At 71.8% G+C, this 18,749-nt stretch carries 17 protein-coding genes and 1 pseudogene; 10 read left to right on the top strand and 8 right to left on the bottom strand.

The window, feature by feature from the left end:
* A partial coding sequence (locus Ae331Ps2_RS13780) for a transposase family protein (protein ID WP_254864906.1) occupies positions 1-710 on the top strand: 710 nt, incomplete at its 5' end.
* A gap of 90 nt (positions 711-800) precedes the next feature.
* Positions 801-1,673: pseudogene (locus Ae331Ps2_RS13775) on the top strand (alpha/beta hydrolase); the annotation flags it as partial.
* 247 nt (positions 1,674-1,920) lie between these two features.
* On the opposite strand, the gene Ae331Ps2_RS13770 reads toward Ae331Ps2_RS13775, so the two are convergent.
* The gene (locus Ae331Ps2_RS13770) at positions 1,921-2,607 is read right to left on the bottom strand and encodes a TetR/AcrR family transcriptional regulator (protein ID WP_075312420.1); all 687 of its coding nucleotides are present in this window, start codon (positions 2,605-2,607) and stop codon (positions 1,921-1,923) included.
* A 214-nt stretch (positions 2,608-2,821) separates the two neighbouring features.
* Between Ae331Ps2_RS13770 and Ae331Ps2_RS13765 the strand changes: the two genes are divergently transcribed.
* From Ae331Ps2_RS13765 to Ae331Ps2_RS13755, 3 genes are all read left to right on the top strand, one after another.
* Positions 2,822-3,727: an SDR family NAD(P)-dependent oxidoreductase gene (locus tag Ae331Ps2_RS13765; RefSeq protein WP_249265250.1), complete on the top strand. Its 906-nt coding sequence runs from the start codon at positions 2,822-2,824 to the stop codon at positions 3,725-3,727.
* A 69-nt stretch (positions 3,728-3,796) separates the two neighbouring features.
* Complete coding sequence (locus Ae331Ps2_RS13760; protein WP_075308478.1) at positions 3,797-4,774, top strand: zinc-binding dehydrogenase; 978 nt, start codon at positions 3,797-3,799, stop codon at positions 4,772-4,774.
* A gap of 88 nt (positions 4,775-4,862) precedes the next feature.
* On the top strand, positions 4,863-5,321 hold the full coding sequence (locus Ae331Ps2_RS13755; protein ID WP_075308479.1) for an SRPBCC family protein: 459 nt from the start codon (positions 4,863-4,865) through the stop codon (positions 5,319-5,321).
* A gap of 60 nt (positions 5,322-5,381) precedes the next feature.
* Here Ae331Ps2_RS13755 and Ae331Ps2_RS13750 read toward each other — a convergent pair whose 3' ends face one another.
* The 4 genes from Ae331Ps2_RS13750 to Ae331Ps2_RS13740 form a co-directional block, all read right to left on the bottom strand.
* Positions 5,382-5,915 (bottom strand): hypothetical protein, encoded by a 534-nt coding sequence (locus Ae331Ps2_RS13750; RefSeq protein WP_075308480.1) that lies wholly within the window; start codon positions 5,913-5,915, stop codon positions 5,382-5,384.
* Positions 5,916-6,016: 101 nt separating this feature from the next.
* The gene (locus Ae331Ps2_RS13745) at positions 6,017-8,182 is read right to left on the bottom strand and encodes a DUF2309 domain-containing protein (RefSeq protein WP_254864918.1); all 2,166 of its coding nucleotides are present in this window, start codon (positions 8,180-8,182) and stop codon (positions 6,017-6,019) included.
* Entirely contained in the window at positions 8,103-8,645 is a 543-nt protein-coding gene (locus Ae331Ps2_RS32570; RefSeq protein ID WP_212611737.1) for a putative inorganic carbon transporter subunit DabA, read from the bottom strand. Before Ae331Ps2_RS32570 ends, Ae331Ps2_RS13745 begins: the two co-directional genes overlap by 80 nt.
* A gap of 103 nt (positions 8,646-8,748) precedes the next feature.
* Positions 8,749-10,326 carry a proton-conducting transporter membrane subunit gene (locus Ae331Ps2_RS13740; protein WP_075308482.1) on the bottom strand — a complete coding sequence of 526 codons (1,578 nt, stop codon included), beginning with the start codon at positions 10,324-10,326 and terminating at the stop codon, positions 8,749-8,751.
* A gap of 230 nt (positions 10,327-10,556) precedes the next feature.
* On the opposite strand from Ae331Ps2_RS13740, the gene Ae331Ps2_RS13735 reads away from it, so the two are divergent.
* The 4 genes from Ae331Ps2_RS13735 to Ae331Ps2_RS13720 all read left to right on the top strand — a co-directional run bounded on the left by Ae331Ps2_RS13735 (position 10,557) and on the right by Ae331Ps2_RS13720 (position 14,821).
* Complete coding sequence (locus Ae331Ps2_RS13735; protein WP_075308484.1) at positions 10,557-10,856, top strand: winged helix-turn-helix domain-containing protein; 300 nt, start codon at positions 10,557-10,559, stop codon at positions 10,854-10,856.
* A gap of 179 nt (positions 10,857-11,035) precedes the next feature.
* Positions 11,036-11,722 (top strand): TetR/AcrR family transcriptional regulator, encoded by a 687-nt coding sequence (locus tag Ae331Ps2_RS13730; RefSeq protein WP_020624222.1) that lies wholly within the window; start codon positions 11,036-11,038, stop codon positions 11,720-11,722.
* A 184-nt stretch (positions 11,723-11,906) separates the two neighbouring features.
* Positions 11,907-13,130 carry a cytochrome P450 gene (locus Ae331Ps2_RS13725; protein ID WP_249265249.1) on the top strand — a complete coding sequence of 408 codons (1,224 nt, stop codon included), beginning with the start codon at positions 11,907-11,909 and terminating at the stop codon, positions 13,128-13,130.
* Between the two features lie 149 nt (positions 13,131-13,279).
* Positions 13,280-14,821 carry a long-chain-fatty-acid--CoA ligase gene (locus tag Ae331Ps2_RS13720; RefSeq protein ID WP_075329737.1) on the top strand — a complete coding sequence of 514 codons (1,542 nt, stop codon included), beginning with the start codon at positions 13,280-13,282 and terminating at the stop codon, positions 14,819-14,821.
* A gap of 96 nt (positions 14,822-14,917) precedes the next feature.
* Here the strand turns inward: Ae331Ps2_RS13720 and Ae331Ps2_RS13715 are convergent, their stop codons facing one another.
* The 3 genes from Ae331Ps2_RS13715 to Ae331Ps2_RS13705 are packed head-to-tail and all read right to left on the bottom strand — an operon-like array spanning position 14,918 to position 17,021.
* Positions 14,918-15,520, bottom strand: a complete 603-nt coding sequence (locus Ae331Ps2_RS13715) for a response regulator transcription factor (RefSeq protein ID WP_086002317.1) — start codon at positions 15,518-15,520, stop codon at positions 14,918-14,920.
* Positions 15,521-15,531: 11 nt separating this feature from the next.
* Positions 15,532-16,752 carry a sensor histidine kinase gene (locus Ae331Ps2_RS13710; protein ID WP_075308490.1) on the bottom strand — a complete coding sequence of 407 codons (1,221 nt, stop codon included), beginning with the start codon at positions 16,750-16,752 and terminating at the stop codon, positions 15,532-15,534.
* 23 nt (positions 16,753-16,775) lie between these two features.
* On the bottom strand, positions 16,776-17,021 hold the full coding sequence (locus Ae331Ps2_RS13705) for a hypothetical protein (RefSeq protein WP_020624227.1): 246 nt from the start codon (positions 17,019-17,021) through the stop codon (positions 16,776-16,778).
* A 136-nt stretch (positions 17,022-17,157) separates the two neighbouring features.
* Here Ae331Ps2_RS13705 and Ae331Ps2_RS13700 point away from each other — a divergent pair, with 136 nt between their 5' ends.
* Positions 17,158-18,717: an alpha/beta hydrolase gene (locus Ae331Ps2_RS13700; RefSeq protein ID WP_075308492.1), complete on the top strand. Its 1,560-nt coding sequence runs from the start codon at positions 17,158-17,160 to the stop codon at positions 18,715-18,717.
* Positions 18,718-18,749 lie beyond the last annotated feature (32 nt).

Genomic DNA, 18,749 nt, shown 5'->3' with positions numbered 1-18,749 from the left:
TGACCCCGTTCGCCCAGGCAGTGCTGGTGATCCGCTGGTTCTGTGATGCTACCCGGGTCCGATGTTTGGCCGGTGACAACGCGATCAGCACTGCAACGGCCTACCGTTACCTGCACGAAGGCATCGACGTCCTCGCCGCGGCCGCACCCGGCCTGCACGGAGCCCTGCTCGCCGCCCGCACAGCCGGGCACACCCACGTGAATCTCGACGGCACCCTGATCGCCACCGACCGGTGCCGCGCGCTCGGCCTCACCCCCGGGGTCGACCTGTGGTGGTCGGGCAAGCACCGCCGCCACGGCGGGAACATCCAGGTCCTCACCGCACCTGATGGATGGCCGCTATGGACCAGCGACGTGCGGCCGGGCCGCGAGCACGACACCCGCTGCGCCCGTACCCACCCCGGGCTGCTCGAGGGCCTGGCCGCGTTCACCGACGACACCCACGCCGCGCTGGGCGACCTCGGCTACGAAGGCGAAGCCGACCGGCTCACCGTGCCCATCAAACCCGTCCCCGGCCGCGGGCAGACGGTCAACCAGCGCACCGTCAACACCCTGCACTCAGCCCTTCGTGCTCTGGCCGAACGCGGAAACGCCCTGCTCAAGACCACCTTCGCCGCGTTGCGGCGAGTCACGCTATGTCCCTGGCGCACCGGCGCGATCACCGCAGCTGCGCTCGTACTACTCCACACCGAGTACGACCGCACGACATGATCAACCCGCTACTGAGAACACCTCACTGAGCCGTTCGGCGCCACGTTCACAACGTCGGACGAGTGGTTCGACTCCGGTGGCACACGGTGCGCGGCCCGCGTCTACCGGCCGACCACCGCCGACCACGAACCGCCCGTCGTCGTCATGGCGCACGGATTCGGTTCACCACGCGCGCTGCGCCTCTACGCCTACGCCGAACGCTTCGCCGCCGCCGGGTACGTCGTCGTGGTCTTCGACTACCGGGGCTTCGGCGAGAGCGGGGGCGAACCACGCCAGCTCCTCGACATCGGCATGCAGCACGAGGACTGGCGCGCCGCTCTCCGCTTCGCCCGTTCTCTCGACGGAGTCGACCGCGACCGCGTCGTGGCATGGGGGACCTCGTTCGCCGGTGGCCACGTCATCACCATCGCCGGCCGGGGAGAACCGCTCGCTGCCGTGATCGCCCAGGTACCGCACGTCAGCGGCCCGGCAGCGGTGAGATCAGCAGAGCCCCGAGCCGCCCTCCGGGCAGCGGCAGCGGGCGTCCGTGACGCGGTTGCCGCTCGACTGGGTCGTGAGCCCGTCCTCATCGACAGTGTCGGCCCTCCTGGCCACACGGCGATGATGACCTCCCCCGACGCCCGCCCCGGCATGCTCACGCTCCTGCGCGAGTCGGGGCTGACCGAGGACGACTACCCGGCCACCGTCGCAGCCCGCATCGCGCTGAAGATCGGCTTCTACTCGCCCCGGCGCTGGGCCGGGAACATCGAGTGCCCGGTCCTGGTCCAGATCGTCGCGCAGGACACGATCACCCCCCGACGAGTCGCCGAGAGCGCAGCGGCCCGGATCCCGAACTCGACCGTTCGCATCTACGACGGGGGCCATTTCGACCCCTACGTCGAACCCCTGTTCAGCACCGTCGTCGCAGACCAGGTGGAGTTCCTGCACCGCCACGTCCCCCCGAAGCCGAGCAACGACGCGTAGCCCTGTTCCGATGTGGCATGCGTCCGCACGCCGGTAGCCATGCCCGAAGCACCCGGGGCTGCCGTTCGAGCCTGATGGCTGCGCACGGAAGCCGACTCCGGGCCGCCGAGATGCGGCATCCCCGGGATCCTCCGACCGCTGCGAGGACCGCCCAGCTGGCGAAAGGCGTGCTCGTACCCCTCCCCCATCACACCTGACGCCGGAGCGCCGGGTGACGAGGACCGCATCGCAGTCCGGTGCGGCGTTCTCAACTGCCTTGCCGGCTGTGTGCGGCGTCGAGCGTCGGGGTCGAGGGCTGAGGGGCCGGTATGGGCAGCAGCCGGTGCAGCAACGACTGTTCCAGTTCGATCAGGATGTCCTCGCTGCTGGTGTGGTGACCTGGCAGGGTGTGCCAGAGGACCAGTTGGCCGTGCGAGGCGGTCCACAGGTGGATGCCGATGGTCTCCGCCTCCGATCGCCGGCCGGGCGCGATCGCCGCGAGATAGGTGTCCACGGCGTGGGTCCACGCCTGGAGCACGGTGCCGAGAGGGGTGTCGGCGGAGGACTGACGCTCGGGTTCGTATTCCAGGCTGAACATCAGCCGGTACCGACGGGGCTTGTCGATGGCGAATCTGCGGTAGGCGGCGGCGGTGGCGCCTATCCGCTCCCACGGGGCGGCGCCGGCCGCGGCGGCCGCTTTCCCCGCCTCGCCCATCGCTGCGGCCAGCGCCCAGTAGGCGGCGTCGAGCACGGTGGCGACCAGTTCGGTCTTGTCCTTGAAGTGCAGATAGACGCTGGGCGCTGAGATGCCGACCTCGCGGGCCACTCCTCGCAGGGAGAGCGCGTCCTCGCGTCCCGTCTCCTCCAGGATGCGGGTCGCCGCGTCGAGGATCTCCTGCCGTAGCCGTTCCCCCTCGCCCCGCACATTGGGCACCCGTCTGACCTGTTGCTCCATGGCCACCTCCTCGCCGTGTGCACCGTATGTGCCCGCCCGGGCTCCTGCCGTATGGCCCGGCGCCGCAGCGCCGGGAGGATGCCCCTCCACATCTTTCGGTTAACAGTGTTAGTCTAACGAGCAGAACGACTAACACTGTTAGTCGACGGTGGAGAGGAACGGCCATGCCCTCGCCCCTCTCGAACCCCCCGTCCGTCCTGGGAGGAGCGGCGGCATGAGCGCCAACACCGGTCCGGAGGGGTTCGACGCGGCCGGCACCGACGGGACCCCGCTACAAGAACAGGAGACACACATGACCGAGAAGGTCTGGTTCATCACCGGTTGCTCACGCGGCTTCGGCCGGCTGTGGGCAGAGGCCGCGCTACAGCGGGGCGACAAGGTCGCCGCGACCGCGCGCGACGACAGCAGGCTCGAGGCGCTGGCCGCGGCGTACCCCAGCTCCTTGCTGGTCCTGCCGCTGGACGTCACCCGGCGCGGCGCCGTGTTCGACGCCGTGGCCGCCGCCCACGACCACTTCGGACGACTCGACGTGATCGTCAACAACGCCGGTCACGGCCTCCGCGGTGCCCTCGAGGAGGTCCAGGAGGCCGATGTGCGGGAGCTGCTCGACACCAACCTGCTCGGGACGCTCTGGGTGACGCAGGCGGCGCTTCCCTTCCTGCGCGCGCAGGGAGGCGGCCATGTCCTGGCGGTGTCCAGCCAGGGCGGACTGATGGGTGAGGCGACCCTCGGTCTGTACAACGCCTCCAAGTGGGCGCTGGAAGGGATGATGGAGGCCCTGTCGAAGGAAGTCGCCCACCTCGGCATCAAGGTCACCATCATCGAACCCGGGCCCTATGCCACCGAGTTCTCGTCCCCCACCTCCCTCAAGGCGTCACCCGAGAACCCCGCCTACGACGAGGCCCGCCAGGCCCTGTACGCGGACTTCGACCCCGCGGCCGTCGGCGACCCCGCCGCCACGCCGCCGGCCGTGCTGGCAGCGGTCGATGCCGCCGAGCCCCCGCTCCGGCTGATTCTGGGCAAGTCGGCCCTGCCCAAGGTCCGCAGCCACTACGCCGCGCGCCTGTCCACCTGGGATGCATGGGCCCCCGTCTCCGAGCGCGCCCACGGCCACCCGTAGTCGACCGACACGGCATTCGCCGCAGGGCGTTGCCGCCGGCCGTCCCAACCCCCAGAGAGGCCCTGAAGAGTGAAGGCAGCTGTCTACCGCCGCAACGGCGGCCCCGAAGTGCTCAGTTGCGAGGACGTGCCGGACCCCGTCCCCGGCACCGACGAGGTTCTGGTCAGGACGGAGGCCATCAGCATCGAGGGCGGCGACCTGATGTGCCGTCTCCTCGTCCCCCCTCCGGCGGACGGGTTCGTCCTCGGTTACAGCAGTGCCGGTGAGGTCGTGGCGGTGGGCTCCGCGGTCACGGGCTTGGAGGTCGGCCAGAAGGTCTGCGCTTTCGGGCAGGCCCATGGACTGCCGGCCGGTTCCCACGCCGAACTGCGCGTCGTACGTCCCGAGCACTGCTGGGTACTGCCGGACGGTGTCGATCCGAAGGCGGCGGCCGTGGTGCCGGTCACCTTCTCGACCGCCTACGAGGCGCTGTTCGAGCGCGGCCGTCTCACGAGCGGCGACACCGTGCTGGTGCAGGGGGCGGCCAGCGGGGTCGGGCTGGCAGCGATGCAGCTCGCCAAGACGGCGGGTGCCCGCGTGATCGGGAGCGCGTCGAACCCGGCGCGGTTCGAGGAGCTGCGTCGTTACGGCCTCGACGAGGGAATCGACTACCGAGGCGAGAACGTCCGTGACCGTGTCCTGGCCCTGACCGGCGGTCGCGGTGTCGACCTGGCCGTCGACTGTGTGGGGGGATCGCTGCTCCAGCAGCTGATCGAGGCCACCCGTCACGGCGGGCACATCGTCCCGCTGGGCACGGCTTCCCGCGAAGAGAGCACGGTCGACGTCGTGAACCTGATCCGCAGCAACACGACGCTCCACGGAGTAGGGCTCGCCTCCCTTCTCCATGAGCCCCGGGTCCACGCGTACATGGCGGACCTCGTCCGCCGCATCGCGAACGGCGAGCTGGAAGCCGTGATCGACCGCGTCTTCCCCTTGGCCGACGCTGCGGCCGCGCACCGCTACGCCGAGCAGCGCGGCCGAATCGGCCGGGTCGTGATGGTGCCCTGACGTTCCCCGGGGAGCACCAGCCGCACCGACCCGGGCCGGTGACGGCCCGCACCGCAGCAGACGATCAGAAGAGAGAAGGAGGAACACCATGACCTTGCTCATGGAGGTTCGTTACGAAGAAGCCGGCGTGAGTTCGGTGACGGTCGATGTCGTCGTCGATGCCAGCGCGGAGTTCGCGTGGGATGCCGTGCGCGATGTCTATGCAGTGGACACCCGGCTCCTCCCGGGATTCGCTCTGCACGTGGAAAGGGAACCGGACAGCAGGACGGTGACGTTCGCCGATGACATGAAGATCACCGAGCGCATCGTCGAGGTCGACGATGGCGCACGAAGGCTCACCTACCGAGCGACCGAGGGCGGGCCGCTGACGCACCACCTGGGGTCACAGACCGTGCGCGAGGACGAGGAGGGAGTGCATCTCGTCTGGACCACCGAGTTCGCGCCCGCGTCGGTCGTCGACTACGCCACCAGCACCATGCGTACCACCGTGGCACTCATGAAGGAGACGATCGAAACGGCGTTCGCCGATCGGCGAGACCCCTCCTGACCAGCTCCTGGCAGGCCGCCGGCCCGATGACTGCTCGTCGTGGCAGCGCATCACACTGGTTCATCGGGCGCTGATGCCCTGCTCCGGGTCGTCCACGTACCACTGCGACGCGATCAGGTACGGATAGCGGCTGCCGAGTTCGGTGAGATGGGCGTCGATGCACTCCCGGGAGTCGGTCCGTGCGAAGACCGGGAAGAACTCTCCCGGCGTGCTGCACACGGCTGCGGCCGGCTGCACCAGGAGATCGAGGATCCGGCGCCGTCGCTGATGGGGGTCGTGCGCATCGCGCAGGGCGGGGCCGTCCAGCCAGCACATCGACCACAGCCCCGACACCGCGGAGGACGTGCGGATTCCCACCGGCACCACGGACGGATCCCCTGCCGAGGAGCCCTCGACGGTGTCGGTCCCGCAGTCGTCGCCGGGACACAGCGCCGGCAGGTCGGCGTCGAGCTCGCGGCGGACCCAGATGCCGAGCAGGGCGTCGTTGCGGGCCGGGTCACCGCGGTAGCGCCGCTGGTGGACCCAGTACTCACTCGCCTGCTCGACGGCGGTCTCCGCATGGGCCACGCTCGGGATCAGGAGAAGCGCGGTCATCGGACCCTCTCTTCCTTCATGTCGTTCGGTCACTCGAGCCCCGGGACGGGCCGCGCCGGGCATCGCGGACGGCGCGGCCCGAGGGAGCCCGGGCGCGGCGGCTACGGGTGGGCTGCGCGGGGCGTCGCGGCCGGGGCGTCGGTACCGGGATGCCAGGGCTGCCACCCACCGGGGGTGTAGCGGTGCCACGGGCCGTCGGCGTGCTCCTGTGCGGCGAGGGCGACCCAGTCGTTGCCGAACATCTGGCGCAGCACCGTGTGGCGGGCGATGAGGGTGTCCAGCCTGGACAACGGCGCCTGCACGAGGGCGAGCAGACGTTGCGGCTCGTGCCGGACGTGGTGTCCGTCGGTCAGGGACTGCCAGGGCAAGCCGGCGCGGAGGTCGCTGGTGGGACCGGACATCACCCCCAGGCCACCGCCGACGACGTTGTGCAGGGCCTTGCTGCCCGCGCCGAAGGCGTCCTGGTCGACGGCGGCGAAGTAGTACTGGCTGTTGATCCAGTGCGCGACGACCAGCGGCGCGGTGAGGATGGTCTCCAGGACGGAGCCGGTCGGGTCGAGGTCGGCGTCGTAGTCGTGGAGGAACACCCGGCTCCGCAGATCGACGCCGCGGGTGCGAGCGCGGGGCGCGATCATGAAGGCGGCGTTGTCGGCGAGCCCCCACTCCGGGAAGACCTGGGCCCAGTCCCGGGCCCTGGCACGGGTGTGGCGTGCCGCGCGCCGGGGCTGGGCGCGCACCGGGGCTCCCGGCAGGACGGCGCACCGTTCCGCGGCCAGCCAGGCACCGGCCGTGCGGAGGTCGGCGGTGAGTGCGTCGACGTCGGGGCGGTGGGTGTCGGGCAGGAGGTGGGTGTCGAGCAGGCGGACGGTGTCGGTGGTGGTGTCGTGCTCGGCCGCGACGAACCAGGTGTCACCGGGGACGGAGATGCCGTGGTCGGCCAGGTGCAGGCGGACCTGCGGATCGTTCAGCAGGGCTGCGGCGGTGCGGGCGTTGGGGCCTCCGGGGTGGCCGCCGCAGGCGCCGCAGTCCAGTGCCGCCTGGTACGGGTTGTTGTCGGTGTGCGCACCGTGCCCGCAGAGCACCACCAGCCGTGCGAAGCCGCCGGTCAGGCCCATCAACGTCAGCATCGTCTCGGCGGTCGCGGCCCGTTCGGCGACGGTGAGGTCGTCGGCGACCGAGATCTCGGTCTGCGGGGCGGGAGCGATGCGGCGGGCCCACCACGAGCGGGCGGCACCGGCGGCACCGGGGGCGAAGGTCTTGGCCGCGGCCAGTGGTCCGGCCAGCCACCCGGCGGCTTCGGCGAGCACGAACGGCGCCACCAGGTCGTCCTTGGCGGCGTGCAGGGAGTTCTCGGCCGCGGCGAGGACCCGCCGCCCGGCCAGTGACCGTTCGGCCGCCCGCTGCCGGCCGGGAGAGGGAAGCTCGGTGACGGTGTGCCGGGGAGCGATCGGGCCGGGGCACTGGGCCCGCGCGGTGCCCCCGGCGAGGTCGCGGTACCGCATGGCGACGGCGAAGAACCCGGCGAAGCCCAGGGTCCGGTAGTTCCCGAGGGTCTCCAGGTGCCGGCGCAGCCCTTCGGAACGAGGGTCGATGCAGCACACCACCTGCGCCTGCGGCCGGGCGTCGGGCTGCTCGGGCAGGGGGCGGTCGAGGAGGCGCAGCAGCCGGCTGCGGTAGTGGTCCTCGTAGGCGTCCAGCCAGACGAGTGCCCGCTGACGCACCGGCAGCTCGTCGAGGAGCTCCGCCAGCGCGGTGCGCTGGGCGGCGTCGGTACCCGTGATCTCCAACGCCGACAGCAGGTGCTGGGCCCGGCCGAGCGGATCGACGGTGGCCTGCCCGACCTCGGACCGGTCGGTGCGGGCCAGGGCCCAGGCGGTGCCGTGGGAATGGGTGCTGGCGAGCATCGCGGCTTCGGCGCTCAACCGCAGCGCGAGGTAGTCGACGAGGTCGATGCCCTCGTCCGCCTGCTCCCCGCGCCACCGGACGTGGGCGGCGAAGCCGGGGAGACGGGTCAGGTGGGCCTGCAGGTAGTGGGTCCTCCGGTCGTCCGGGACACCGAGCGCGGCCAGCGCCTCCAGGATCGCTTCCTCGGCGCGCTCGGGCAGGTGCCGCAGCCGCTCCCGCACCGGCCGGGGCAGGGTCGTGTCATGGGCGGCCAGTGCTCGCCACGCGGGGTAGAAGCCGCGGTCACGGCCCGGCATCCGCCAGGTGGCCTGGCCCTCGTCCAGGAAGGCCGAGCACCACTGGATCGTGTGGGTGTCGAGCAGACCGGCGAGGTCGGGGGCCAGTGCCTCTGCGGCGGTGCGTGCCCGCCGGTGCGGCGGGGGGGCAGGCGATGCCCCGCTGCAGGTCGGCCAGCAGCAGGTCGACCGGGTCGTGGACACGGTCTCCGAGGGTGAGCGGCCTCCGCCGCAGCACCGCGGGGTGGCGGCGGGTCAGCGCAGCGCGCAGGTCGTCGTCGGTGATCCGGCCGCGCTGCCACGCGGCCCGCAGCCAGGTCTCGTCCGGGGTGGCTCGCGCGCCCAGCAGGTCCCCGGCGTGGGTGGCCGCCTCGGTGAACGGGCGGTCCAGCAGGCCGAACAACGGGTTGACGGCGATGAAGTCGGCCAATGGCCAGGTCGAGGCCAGGAACGCGGCCGCGTCGGCGATCTCGGCACGCACTGCTTCCGCCCGCGTGACGACGTCGGTCACCGCATCGAGGTCCAGATCGGTGGCGGGGCTGGTGGTCATGGCTGCGAACCCTTCTGAGCGAGCACGACGGGACCGTCGGCGATCTGTGCGGGCGTGGGGAACCGGAAGCGCCGTCTGCGCCCAGCGGCCGGTGAACGGCGGGTCATGCCCGCGCCCCTTCCGGCCGAGGCGCCGGTCGTGGGACCGGTACCGGCCGCGGCAGGTGCGTCGGGGCGGTGGTCGGCGTGCGCTGCTGGCCGGCGGACAGCGCCGCCACGTACAGGCGATCGCGCCAGGGGCCGAGACCGATCGCGGGCGCCAGCTGGAACAGCAGCGCCGCCGTCACCAGCACGGCGAGCACGGCCACCAGGGCCCAGGCCGACACCGCGGCGGGCTCCATCGCGGGCAGGCTCGGCGCGAGGATCACGGTGACCGCGTCCACCACGGCCAGGTATGCCACGGCCGCACCCGGCACCACGATCATGGCCGCGACCAGGGCACCGGGGGTCGGGTGACGACGCAGCCAGCCCCATGCCAGCCGCGCGGCGGTGACCGCGGCGAAGACCAGCAACGCCGCGCTGCCGGCATGCAGCGGGAGCAACCAGGCCGCGACCCCCACCGCCGCGACGGCGACGGCCCCGGCGACCACTGCGACCTGCACCGTCCGCGCACGAGTCAGCCGAGGCGCGGGTGGAGCCAGGGTGTGGGTCACATGGCGCTGCACCGCGGTCCCCGAGCCGAGGAACAGTGCCGCCTTGAACAGCCCGTGTGCCACCAGGTGCACCACCGTCGCGGCGTAGAGGCCGAGCCCGCAGGTGACGAGCATGAACCCCATCTGGCCGATCGTGGAGTGCACCAGCGCACCCTTGATGTCGGGGCGAGCGAGCATGATCGTGGTGGCGGCCACGACGCTGACGGCTCCGAAGGCGAACGCCAGGTGCGTCGCGACCGGCGACGCGCCGACGATCGGCGACAGCTTCACCAGCAGCACCCCGCCGGCGTTGACCACACCGGCGTGCAGCATCGCCGACACCGGGGTCGGCGCCGCCAGGGTCGCGGGCAGCCAGCGGTGCCAGGGCATCTGCGCGCACCGCACGGCCGCGGCGATCACCAGCGAACAGGCCACCACCGTGCCCACCACGCCGCCGACGGCGGCGTCGTCCTGGTGACGCAGATCGAGATCCCCCCACGACAGGACCGCGAGACCGACCCCGAGCCACAGCACGACGTCCCCCACGAGGAACGCGCGTGCGGTGCGGCGGGTGGCCTCGACGGCCGAGGGCGCCGGGCGGTACATGCCCACCAGCCGGCACAGGATCGCCCCGCTCAGCGTCCACGCCACCGCGAGGGTGACCAGGGTCGCCGCGGTCACCATCGCCGCGGTCGCAGCGGTCAGTGCCCCCGCCGCGACGACGAAGCGGGCCGCAGCCGGGTCACCGTGCAGGTAGCGGCGGGCGAAGGCCTGGACCACGGCGCTGACCGTGCACACCAGCAACAGCACGACCGCGCCGACGTGGTCGACGACCAGCCCGGCCCGTGCCTGCCCGTCGGGGTCGGCCAGCACCATGTCGACCGGCCCGCCGACCATCACCGTCACGGCCAGCACTCCCGCCAGTGCGGTGGCCACCAGCGCCGCTGCGGCGCCCAGCACGGGTGCCCGACCCCGCAGCCACCGGAACGACCCGGCCGCGGCCGCGACGGCGGGTACGGCCACGACGGCGAGCAGCATCATCCCCGTCATCCCCGCGCACCTTCCCGATCCGAGCGCGCCGTCTCGGCGTCAGCCACCCGACCGGACGCCCCCGGCACGGTCCCGCACAGGTGCGCCATCTCGTCGTCGCCCATGACACCCACCTCCCAAGCACGCTGTCGTTTACACGTGTTCTAATACGCGACATGGTTAGTACGACACAGATAACGCGTATTGGGAAGCGTGACAAGCGTTACCTCGGGGTCGGTACAGTGGATGCCATGCAGCGGTGGACGTTTCTGACAAACCACGCCCACGTACTGCTGTGCGTGGTGCGGGACCCGGAGGCGCGACTGCGCGACGTGGCCGACATGGTGGGCATCACCGAGCGGGCGGCGCAGCGCATCGTGGCCGACCTGGTCGAGGCGGGTTACCTGGAGCGCACGCGCCAGGGACGGGGCAACCGCTACCGGCTGCACCCGGACGTACCGCTGCGGCACCCGATGGACCGCGACACCGCCATCGGGCAGCTCGTCACCCTGCTCACCGGCATCGACGCCCGGTCCGGCGACGTCGCGTGACGCCCGCCGCGCGCCCCTGCACGGGCGCACGGTTCGCACCGACCACGCGGCATGACGAGCAGCGAGCCCGCGTCGTCGGGACACGTCGGCGAACCCGACCCGACCGCTCGTACGGTTAAGCTCGGGAGACCCGAGCGCGCCCTGCGCACGGCGACACATGACGGCGGGAGACGCGACACATGCCTCGAGGCGCAGGCCGCTACGCGGAGATCCTCGACGCCTTCACGCGGCACATCGCGGAGGTCGGGTACGACGGCACGAACTTCGGCACCGTGGCCGCCGAGATCGGGGTGTCGAAGGGCACGATCGTGCACCACTTCCGCACCAAGGAACGCATTCTCGCCGCCCTGCACGAGTCCTACATGGAGCGCAGGATCGCCGAGCTGGAGCTCATCCTGAAGCGCCTGAACCAGCCGGAGACCCAACTCGCGGCGATCCTGCACGCCTTCGTCTACTACCAGGTGGAGGACCGGACAGCGACGGTCGCGTTCCAGCGAGAGATCGCCCGTCTCGCGGACGAGCCGGCGATGGCGAAGGGCCGGGAGCTGCGAGAGCGCTACCTCGCCCGGGTGCGCGGGGTGATCCAGGCGGGCGTCGACTCCCAGGTGTTCCGCCCGGTGGACGCCGGAGTCGACGCCCTGCTGATGTTCGGGTCCGCACAGTGGGCCTGGACCTGGTTCACCCCGGAGGGCAGCAAGTCGGTGGAGGAGATCGGGACGGCCCTGGTGGACCTGGTGCTCGGGGGCCTGCTCGTCGACCGCAGCGCCCTGCCCGACCTGGCCTCCGCCGAGGGAACGGCCGCGCGATCCATGCGCGAGGCGGTCCGCGACGCGGTCGTGCCGGAGGATTCCGCACAGGCCTCCTGAGACCTGCGCGCAGCACCCTGGCCCGGATCCGCGAACACCCGGCGTCGAACTCCGACCGGGATTCACCGACCGCCTGAACCGCCGACGAGGTACAGCTTGCCTTCCGATCACCGATGTCGCACCATAAAGTGACCGTACGGACGGTCAATCTCTGGAGTACCACGTGGCGTCAACGAAGACAGCGGTGCCGACCGCGGATGTCGACCTCGGCCATCCCGACACCTACGCCGCCGGGCTGCCCTACCCGGAGTTCGCCCGACTCCGGCGCGAGGCACCGGTCGCGTGGGTCGAAGAGCCCGCCTACGAGGGCTTCGACGGCGGTCCCGGCTTCTGGGCGGTGACCCGACACGCCGACGTCGTCGAGGTCTCCCGGCACCCGGAGATCTACTCCTCGCACGCCGGCGCCACGTTCCTGCGCGATCAGCGCCCGCGCGATCTCGCTGCGCTGCAGCAGATGATGCTCAACATCGACCCGCCGGACCACTCGAAGCTGCGCAAGATCGTCAGCAAGGTCTTCACCCCGAGAATGGTCAACGGGATGTTCGAGTCCATGGACCGCTACGCCGCGCAGATCGTCGACGGGCTGGCGCCCGACACCGAGATCGACCTCGTCGAGCAGGTGTCGTCGGAGTTGCCGCTGTTCGTCCTGGCCGAGCTGCTGGGCGTGCCGGCCGAGGATCGTCACCTGCTCTACAGCTGGACCAACCGGATGGTCGGCCTGGACGACCCGGCCTACGGCGGGCGGCCGGCCTTCCTCGCCGCGTTCATGGAGATGTTCGCCTACGCCGAGAGGCAGACGGAGATCCGGCGAGCGCATCCGGGCGACGACGTGTGGAGCCTGATCGTCAACGCCGAGGTCGACGGAGAGCGGCTCACCCTCGACGAGCTGCAGCGCTTCTTCCAGCTCCTGATGATCGCCGGCAACGAGACCACCCGGAACCTGCTCACCGGGGCCGTCCTCACCCTCGACGCACACCCCGACCAGTGGGCCCGGCTGCGCGCGGAGCCCGACCTGCTCAAGCCGGCGATCGAGGAGATCCTGCGCTTCCATCCGCCGGTGATCCAGTTCCGGCGCACGGCGGTGGCCGACGCCCGGCTCGGCGGGCAGGAGATCACGGCCGGGGACAAGGTCGTGATCTTCTACGCCTCCGCCAACCGGGACGAGGCCGTCTTCCCGAACCCGGAGCGCTTCGACATCGACCGCAACCCCACCCAGCACCTGGCCTTCGGAGTGGGCGCCCACTTCTGCCTGGGCAGCAGCCTCGCGCGGATGGAGGCGCGGGTGCTGCTCGGGCGCCTGTTCGCCCGCTTCCCCGAGCTGCGCGTGGCCGGTGAGCCCACCCGGTTCCGCTCCCACTTCATCAACGGCTACCGCGAGCTGCCCGTGATGCTCGGGCCGGCCGCCTGACCGGCGGCGAGCCCCGATCCGGGCAGGCGACGAGCGCGCCGGTGCCCGCCTTCCGCCGCCGACTCGGCTCCCGACGTCGTGTGGCACTGCCCCACCGCCAGATCGACCGCACGTACGGTCCGTCCGATTGACCTCACCGAGGAGGCCCCATGACCGCGGAGCTGCCGCACATCTACGGCATCGTCGAGCGCTGGCTCGCCAAGGCCCCGGACACGGAGGCACTCGCCTTCGGTGACCGCTCCTGGACGTGGTCGGAGCTCGACGAGCGCGTCCGCCGGGCCGCGGGCGCGCTGCGCTCGGCCGGGGTCGCCCCCGGAGACCGGATCGCTGTGGTCGACAAGAACCACCCGGCCTGTCTCGAGCTGACCCTGGCGGCGTCCCTGATCGGTGCCGCGAACGCGGTCGTCAACTTCCGGCTCGCACCCGAGGAGCTGGCCTACGTGGTGGACGACTCGCGTGCGGTGCTCGCCGTCGTCGGTGTCGAGTTCGCCGACACGGTGGCCGCCCTGCGCGACACGCTGCCGCGTCTGGCCACGGTCGTGGTGCTCGGCGGCGAGTCCGACGAGTACGAGCAGTGGCTCGCCGCGGCCACGCCACTCGCCGACGCCGACCGCCATCCCGCGACCGACGACGACTGCTTCCTGCAGCTCTACACCTCGGGGACGACCGGCTGGCCGAAGGGCGCCCTGCTCACCCAGCGCAGCATGACCGCCCACACCGTGGCCGTCGGTCGTGCCTACGACATGGACGAGTCCACGGTCAACGTCGTCGCGATGCCGCTGTTCCACGTCGGCGGCACCAGCTGGGCGCTCGGCAGCATGTACACGGGCAGCCGCACGATCGTCGTACGCGAGATGATCCCCGACGCCATTCTCGACCTCGTCGAACGGCGCCGCGCGACCCACGCCTTCTTCGTCCCGGCGGTGGTCGGGATGCTCCTCGCCGAACCGGACCGGGCACGGACCGCCCTGTCCTCGCTGAGGGTCCTCGGTTACGGCGGGTCGCCGATGCCGGCGTCCCTCATGCAGAAGACCCTCGCCACGCTCGACACTCCCCTGTACTCGGTCTACGGGATGACGGAGCTGTCCGGGGTGTTCTGCGTGCTCGGGCCGGATGAGCACCGCGATCCCGAGCGCACCCACCTGCTCGCCTCGGCCGGCAGCCCGCTGCCGGGCAGCGTCGTCCGGGTGGTCGACCCGGCGACGGGCGAGGACGTCGACGACGGACAGGTCGGAGAGTTCTGGGTCCGGTCGGACCAGGCGATGGCCGGTTACTGGAACAAGCCCGACGCCACCGCGGACGTCTTCGTCGACGGCTGGCTGCGGACCGGCGATGCCGGGCGGGTCGACGAGAGCGGGTACCTGTTCCTGGAGGACCGCGTCAAGGACATGATCATCTCCGGCGGGGAGAACGTGTACCCCGCGGAGGTCGAGCGGGTGCTGGCCACACACCCGCAGGTGGCCGAGGTCGCCGTGATCGGCGCACCGCACGAGAAGTGGGGTGAGACGGTGAAGGCCGTGGTGGTGGCGCAGCCGGGCAGCACCCCGGATCCCGCCGAGCTCATCGCCTACTGCCGCGACAGGCTGGCGCACTACAAGTGCCCCTCCATCGTCGAACTGATCGACGCACTGCCCCGCAACCCCACCGGCAAGATCCTCAAGCGTGAGCTCCGCGAGCCGCGAGGGGCGTGATCGACGGTCGTAGGAGCACTCGCTGACCGAGCCGTCAGCGGCAGACCGTCTGCCTGCCCGACGCGGCCCCGACAGCGGGGCCGAGGGCCTCGGCCGTCACAGCCAGCCGTGTTCATGGGCGTGGCGGGCGGCGTCGTGGCGGGTGTGGGTGCCGGTCTTCTGCATCGCGCTGGACAGATAGTTGCGCACGGTCCCCTGGGCGAGGTGGAGGCGGCGGGCGATGTGCGCGACGGAGTAGCCCTCGCGTGTCTCGGTCAGTGCCTCGATCTCGCGGTCGGTGAGGGGGCAGTCGTCGATGACGGAGGCCTCGAGGACCTCGTGGGCGATCCAGCGCCGTCCGGCGCGGAGTTCGTGGATCACCCGGACGATGTCCTCGGGGTCGGCGCTCTTGCTCATGAACCCCTGCACCCCGAGCTTGAGCGCACGGCGCAGGACTCCCGGGCGGGCGTGGCGGGTGAGCATCAGGACGGGCTGGTCGGGGTGGTGCTCCCGGATGCGGGCGACGGCGTCGAGGCCGTTGGTACCGGGCATCTCGAGATCGATGACGAGAACGTCGGGACGGTGGTCCAGTGTCTCGCGCACCGCCTGCTCGCCGTCCTCCGCCTGCGCGACGACCGTGATCGTCCCGTCCAGGGGCAGCAGCGCCGCCATCGCGCTGCGCAGCAGCTTCTCGTCGTCGGCCAGAACGATGCGGGCGATCGCCGGGTCGGTCATCGGGACTCCGTCCCCGGGCCCGTGTCGCGGTGGTCGCCGACGGCGGACCGGTCGAGGTGGGCGGCGACGGAGAACGTCGTCCGCGTGGTGCTCACGTGCAGGTCGCCGCCGGCGGCGACGAGACGGTCCCGCAGACGGGCGAGCCCGCTCAGCTCGGGTTCGGGGTCCGCGTCCGCGGTGAGGCCGTCGTTGGTGATCTCGATCCGAGTGCTGGATGCGGTGATGCCGACGGTGCGCGGGTGGGCGTGGCGGAGCAGGTTGGTCGTGGCCTCGCGCAGCACCTGCGCCAGGAGCGGGTGGGCCCGGTCGGCGTCGGGGTCGTACCGGATCTCGACCGCGATGCCGGCGGCCTCGCCGAGGCGGCGGGTGTTCTCCAGCTCGGCGGGCAGGTTGAGCTGGTGGCGTGCGTGGGCGAGCTCGCGGGTGCTCGTGATGGCGTCGGCGGCGAGTCCACGGATCTCGGCGAGCTCGGCCTCGGCCGCCGCGGTGTCACCGCTGCGGACGAGGGTCTGCGCGTACGCGGCCTTGAGCTTGATGACGTGCAGCGAGTGCCCGTGGATGTCGTGCAGGTCGCCTGCGAAGCGCATCCGCTCGTGGGCGATCGCCAGCTCGCGCTCGGTCTCCCGGGCCCGCTCCAGACGTCGAACGACGGTCCACCCGTACTCGCAGACCACGATGACACCGGCGACGAACAGCGTGCCGAGCAGAGGCAGGAGCACGTACTGGCCGACGAGGGGCACCGTGGGCGGCCGGGGAAGGAGCGCCGTGGCACCCGCTGCCGCGACGACCACGGCGAGCGCACCGACCCACAGCTTCCGGTGTCGCCGGCGGCCGGACGCCAGCAGTGACCCGATGAGGGCGAAGGGCACGAAGGTGATCGGGCTGGCGGCGGTCAGGGCGGCGACGAGCCAGTTCACACCCGTGAAGGCCAGGGTGAACACGGCGGTGCGCGTGTAGCCGTCGAGGCTCCACTCCCGGAGCACGCCGAGGGCCAGGACCAGCCCGACGGCGACGATGAGACCTTCCAACCGGGTGCTGGCCGTGAGCGCGACACCGACGACGCACAGCGGAGCGATCGCGGCGAGCGCGGTGAACATCGCGGCCCGCCGCACCCGGGCGGCCGCGGTACCCACGTCCGCACCGGCGCCCCTGTCGGTCACGGCCGGGTCGACACCGGCAGGGCCGGTCCCGCCGGTCTCGGTCTCGGGCTCGGTCATGGGGCTCCCCGTGCTGATGTCGCTCACGCCCGCGTCGGCTCCAGGCGGCGGCGCTTCAGGATGCGCCCGACCAGGAGCTTGCCCACCAGCCCCACGACGAGCACGACCACCGCCACCCACTGGAGGGCGTCGTTACGCAGGAAGAACCCGGTGATCGACTCCGGCAGCACGGTGAACAGCCCGGTGTCGTAGGCCAGTCCGAAGTAGGCGACGACGACGGTCACGGAGACGATGGTCAGAGCGGTGAGGATCAGGTCCAGCAGCTTCATGGTCGTCAACGGTCCGGCACGCTCCTCGGCAACGGTAGTGACACGGCGTCATGTGCTGCGGTGACCTCGTGCCACTGTGCCACCGGCGCGTGGGCAGGTGCGATGGAAGCCGACATTCTCGACCCGAGGAGACGGCATGTTCCGCTCGCACCTGCTCCGGCTCGCCCTGGGGGTCGTGTCGCTGACGGCGCTCGCCGCCTGCGGCGCCCCCGCCCCACCGGGCGCAGCCACCACGGCCGCGACCGCACCGGCGCCGGAGCTGGCCGCCTTCCACGACCAGCAGATCACCTGGCAGCCCTGCGACTCCTTCGCGACCTCGGCGGCCGACCGGGCCGTCTACGCGAACGACCGCTTCGACTGCGCGCGCGTCGAGGTCCCGCTGGACTACGCCGACCCCGACGGCCCGCGCGGACAGGTCGCCCTGCTCCGGGCGAAGGCACGCGGCGAGAAGATCGGATCACTGCTGGTCAACCCGGGCGGGCCGGGCGGATCCGGGGCGAGTTTCGTGGCGTCCCTGGGGCCGGTCTGGGACAACGTCCCGGTCGGGGAGCGCTTCGACGTCATCGGATTCGACCCGCGCGGGGTCGGCGCGTCGACACCGCGGGTGGACTGCTTCACCGACGCCGAGACCGACCGCGGCGTACCGCCCTCGACCTACCTCTTCGACGTCCCCGACAGCGAGAGGGCCCGGGACATCGCCGTCCGGTGCACCGAGGCCACCGGTGGTGTGGAGAAGCTGACCAGTGTCGGGAGCAGCAACGTCGTCCAGGACATGGACGTCCTGCGCGCCGCGCTGGGCGACGAGAAGCTCACCTACCTCGGCTACAGCTACGGCAGCGAGCTCGGTGCGATGTACGCCCAGGCGTTCCCGCAGAACCTGCGCGCGATGGTCATCGACGGGGCCGTCGACCCCGAGAAGTCCGAACCGCAGTTCCGGCTGACCCAGTTCGAGGCCTGGCAGAAGGCCTTCGACGACATCGCCGCCGCCTGCGCCACCGAGCCGGACTGCCCGCTGGGCACGGACCCGGCCCGCGCGACCGAGGTCTTCCATGACCTCACCCGCCCCCTGCTCGACCGACCCGCCCCCACCGCCGCCGGCCGCGGGCTCACCTACGCCGACATGACCCAGGCCGTGTACAGCTCGCTGTTCTCCCCCGCCCAACGACCGCAGATCCTCCAGGGGCTCCGTGAACTGGCCGCGGGCCGCGGCGACACGCTGCTCGCCCTGCGGGACTCCTCACTCGGGCGCGGCCCCGACGGCCACTACGGCGGATCCACCCACATCGACGCCAACCTCGCCATCCGCTGCATGGACAACCCCCGCAGCCCCGCCGAGCAGACCGAGCTGCGGGACCAGGCGCGACGAGCCGCCCCGTTCCTCGACCCCGGCCGCCCCGGCGGACCGACCCACTACGAGTGCGAGGGGTGGCCCGAGCCGCCGAGCCGACCCACCCCGTGGCTCACCGACCCGGCCGGGGTGCCACCCACGCTGGTCGTCTCGCTGACCGACGACCCGGGCACCCCCTACCAGGGCGGCGTCACTCTGGCCCGCCGACTGGGCAGCAGCCTGCTGACCGTCGATGCGGCGCAGCACGGCATCGCCCTCTACGGCGGCAACGCCTGCGTCGACACGGCCGTCACCGACCACCTCATCGACCTCACGACCCCGCCGCAGGACTCGCACTGCGGCAGCTGAGCACGGTGGCCAGGCCACCGTCGTCCGCGATC

This window comes from Pseudonocardia sp. Ae331_Ps2 (assembly GCF_001932405.1).
Lineage (GTDB): Bacteria > Actinomycetota > Actinomycetes > Mycobacteriales > Pseudonocardiaceae > Pseudonocardia.
Note: the sequence above shows the minus strand (reverse complement) of the source record. Positions and strands in the feature narration are given on the sequence as shown.

Bases quoted from the DNA above. Each gene is read 5' to 3' on its own strand.
- Ae331Ps2_RS13755 (WP_075308479.1), top strand. From the start codon at position 4,863: ATGACCTTGCTCATGGAGGTTCGTTACGAAGAAGCCGGCGTGAGTTCG.
- Ae331Ps2_RS13750 (WP_075308480.1), bottom strand. From the start codon at position 5,915: ATGACCGCGCTTCTCCTGATCCCGAGCGTGGCCCATGCGGAGACCGCC.
- Ae331Ps2_RS32570 (WP_212611737.1), bottom strand. From the start codon at position 8,645: ATGACCACCAGCCCCGCCACCGATCTGGACCTCGATGCGGTGACCGAC.
- Ae331Ps2_RS13730 (WP_020624222.1), top strand. From the start codon at position 11,036: ATGCCTCGAGGCGCAGGCCGCTACGCGGAGATCCTCGACGCCTTCACG.
- Ae331Ps2_RS13770 (WP_075312420.1), bottom strand. From the start codon at position 2,607: ATGGAGCAACAGGTCAGACGGGTGCCCAATGTGCGGGGCGAGGGGGAA.
- Ae331Ps2_RS13765 (WP_249265250.1), top strand. From the start codon at position 2,822: ATGAGCGCCAACACCGGTCCGGAGGGGTTCGACGCGGCCGGCACCGAC.
- Ae331Ps2_RS13710 (WP_075308490.1), bottom strand. From the start codon at position 16,752: ATGACCGAGCCCGAGACCGAGACCGGCGGGACCGGCCCTGCCGGTGTC.
- Ae331Ps2_RS13720 (WP_075329737.1), top strand. From the start codon at position 13,280: ATGACCGCGGAGCTGCCGCACATCTACGGCATCGTCGAGCGCTGGCTC.
- Ae331Ps2_RS13705 (WP_020624227.1), bottom strand. From the start codon at position 17,021: ATGAAGCTGCTGGACCTGATCCTCACCGCTCTGACCATCGTCTCCGTG.
- Ae331Ps2_RS13735 (WP_075308484.1), top strand. From the start codon at position 10,557: ATGCAGCGGTGGACGTTTCTGACAAACCACGCCCACGTACTGCTGTGC.
- Ae331Ps2_RS13700 (WP_075308492.1), top strand. From the start codon at position 17,158: ATGTTCCGCTCGCACCTGCTCCGGCTCGCCCTGGGGGTCGTGTCGCTG.
- Ae331Ps2_RS13740 (WP_075308482.1), bottom strand. From the start codon at position 10,326: ATGACGGGGATGATGCTGCTCGCCGTCGTGGCCGTACCCGCCGTCGCG.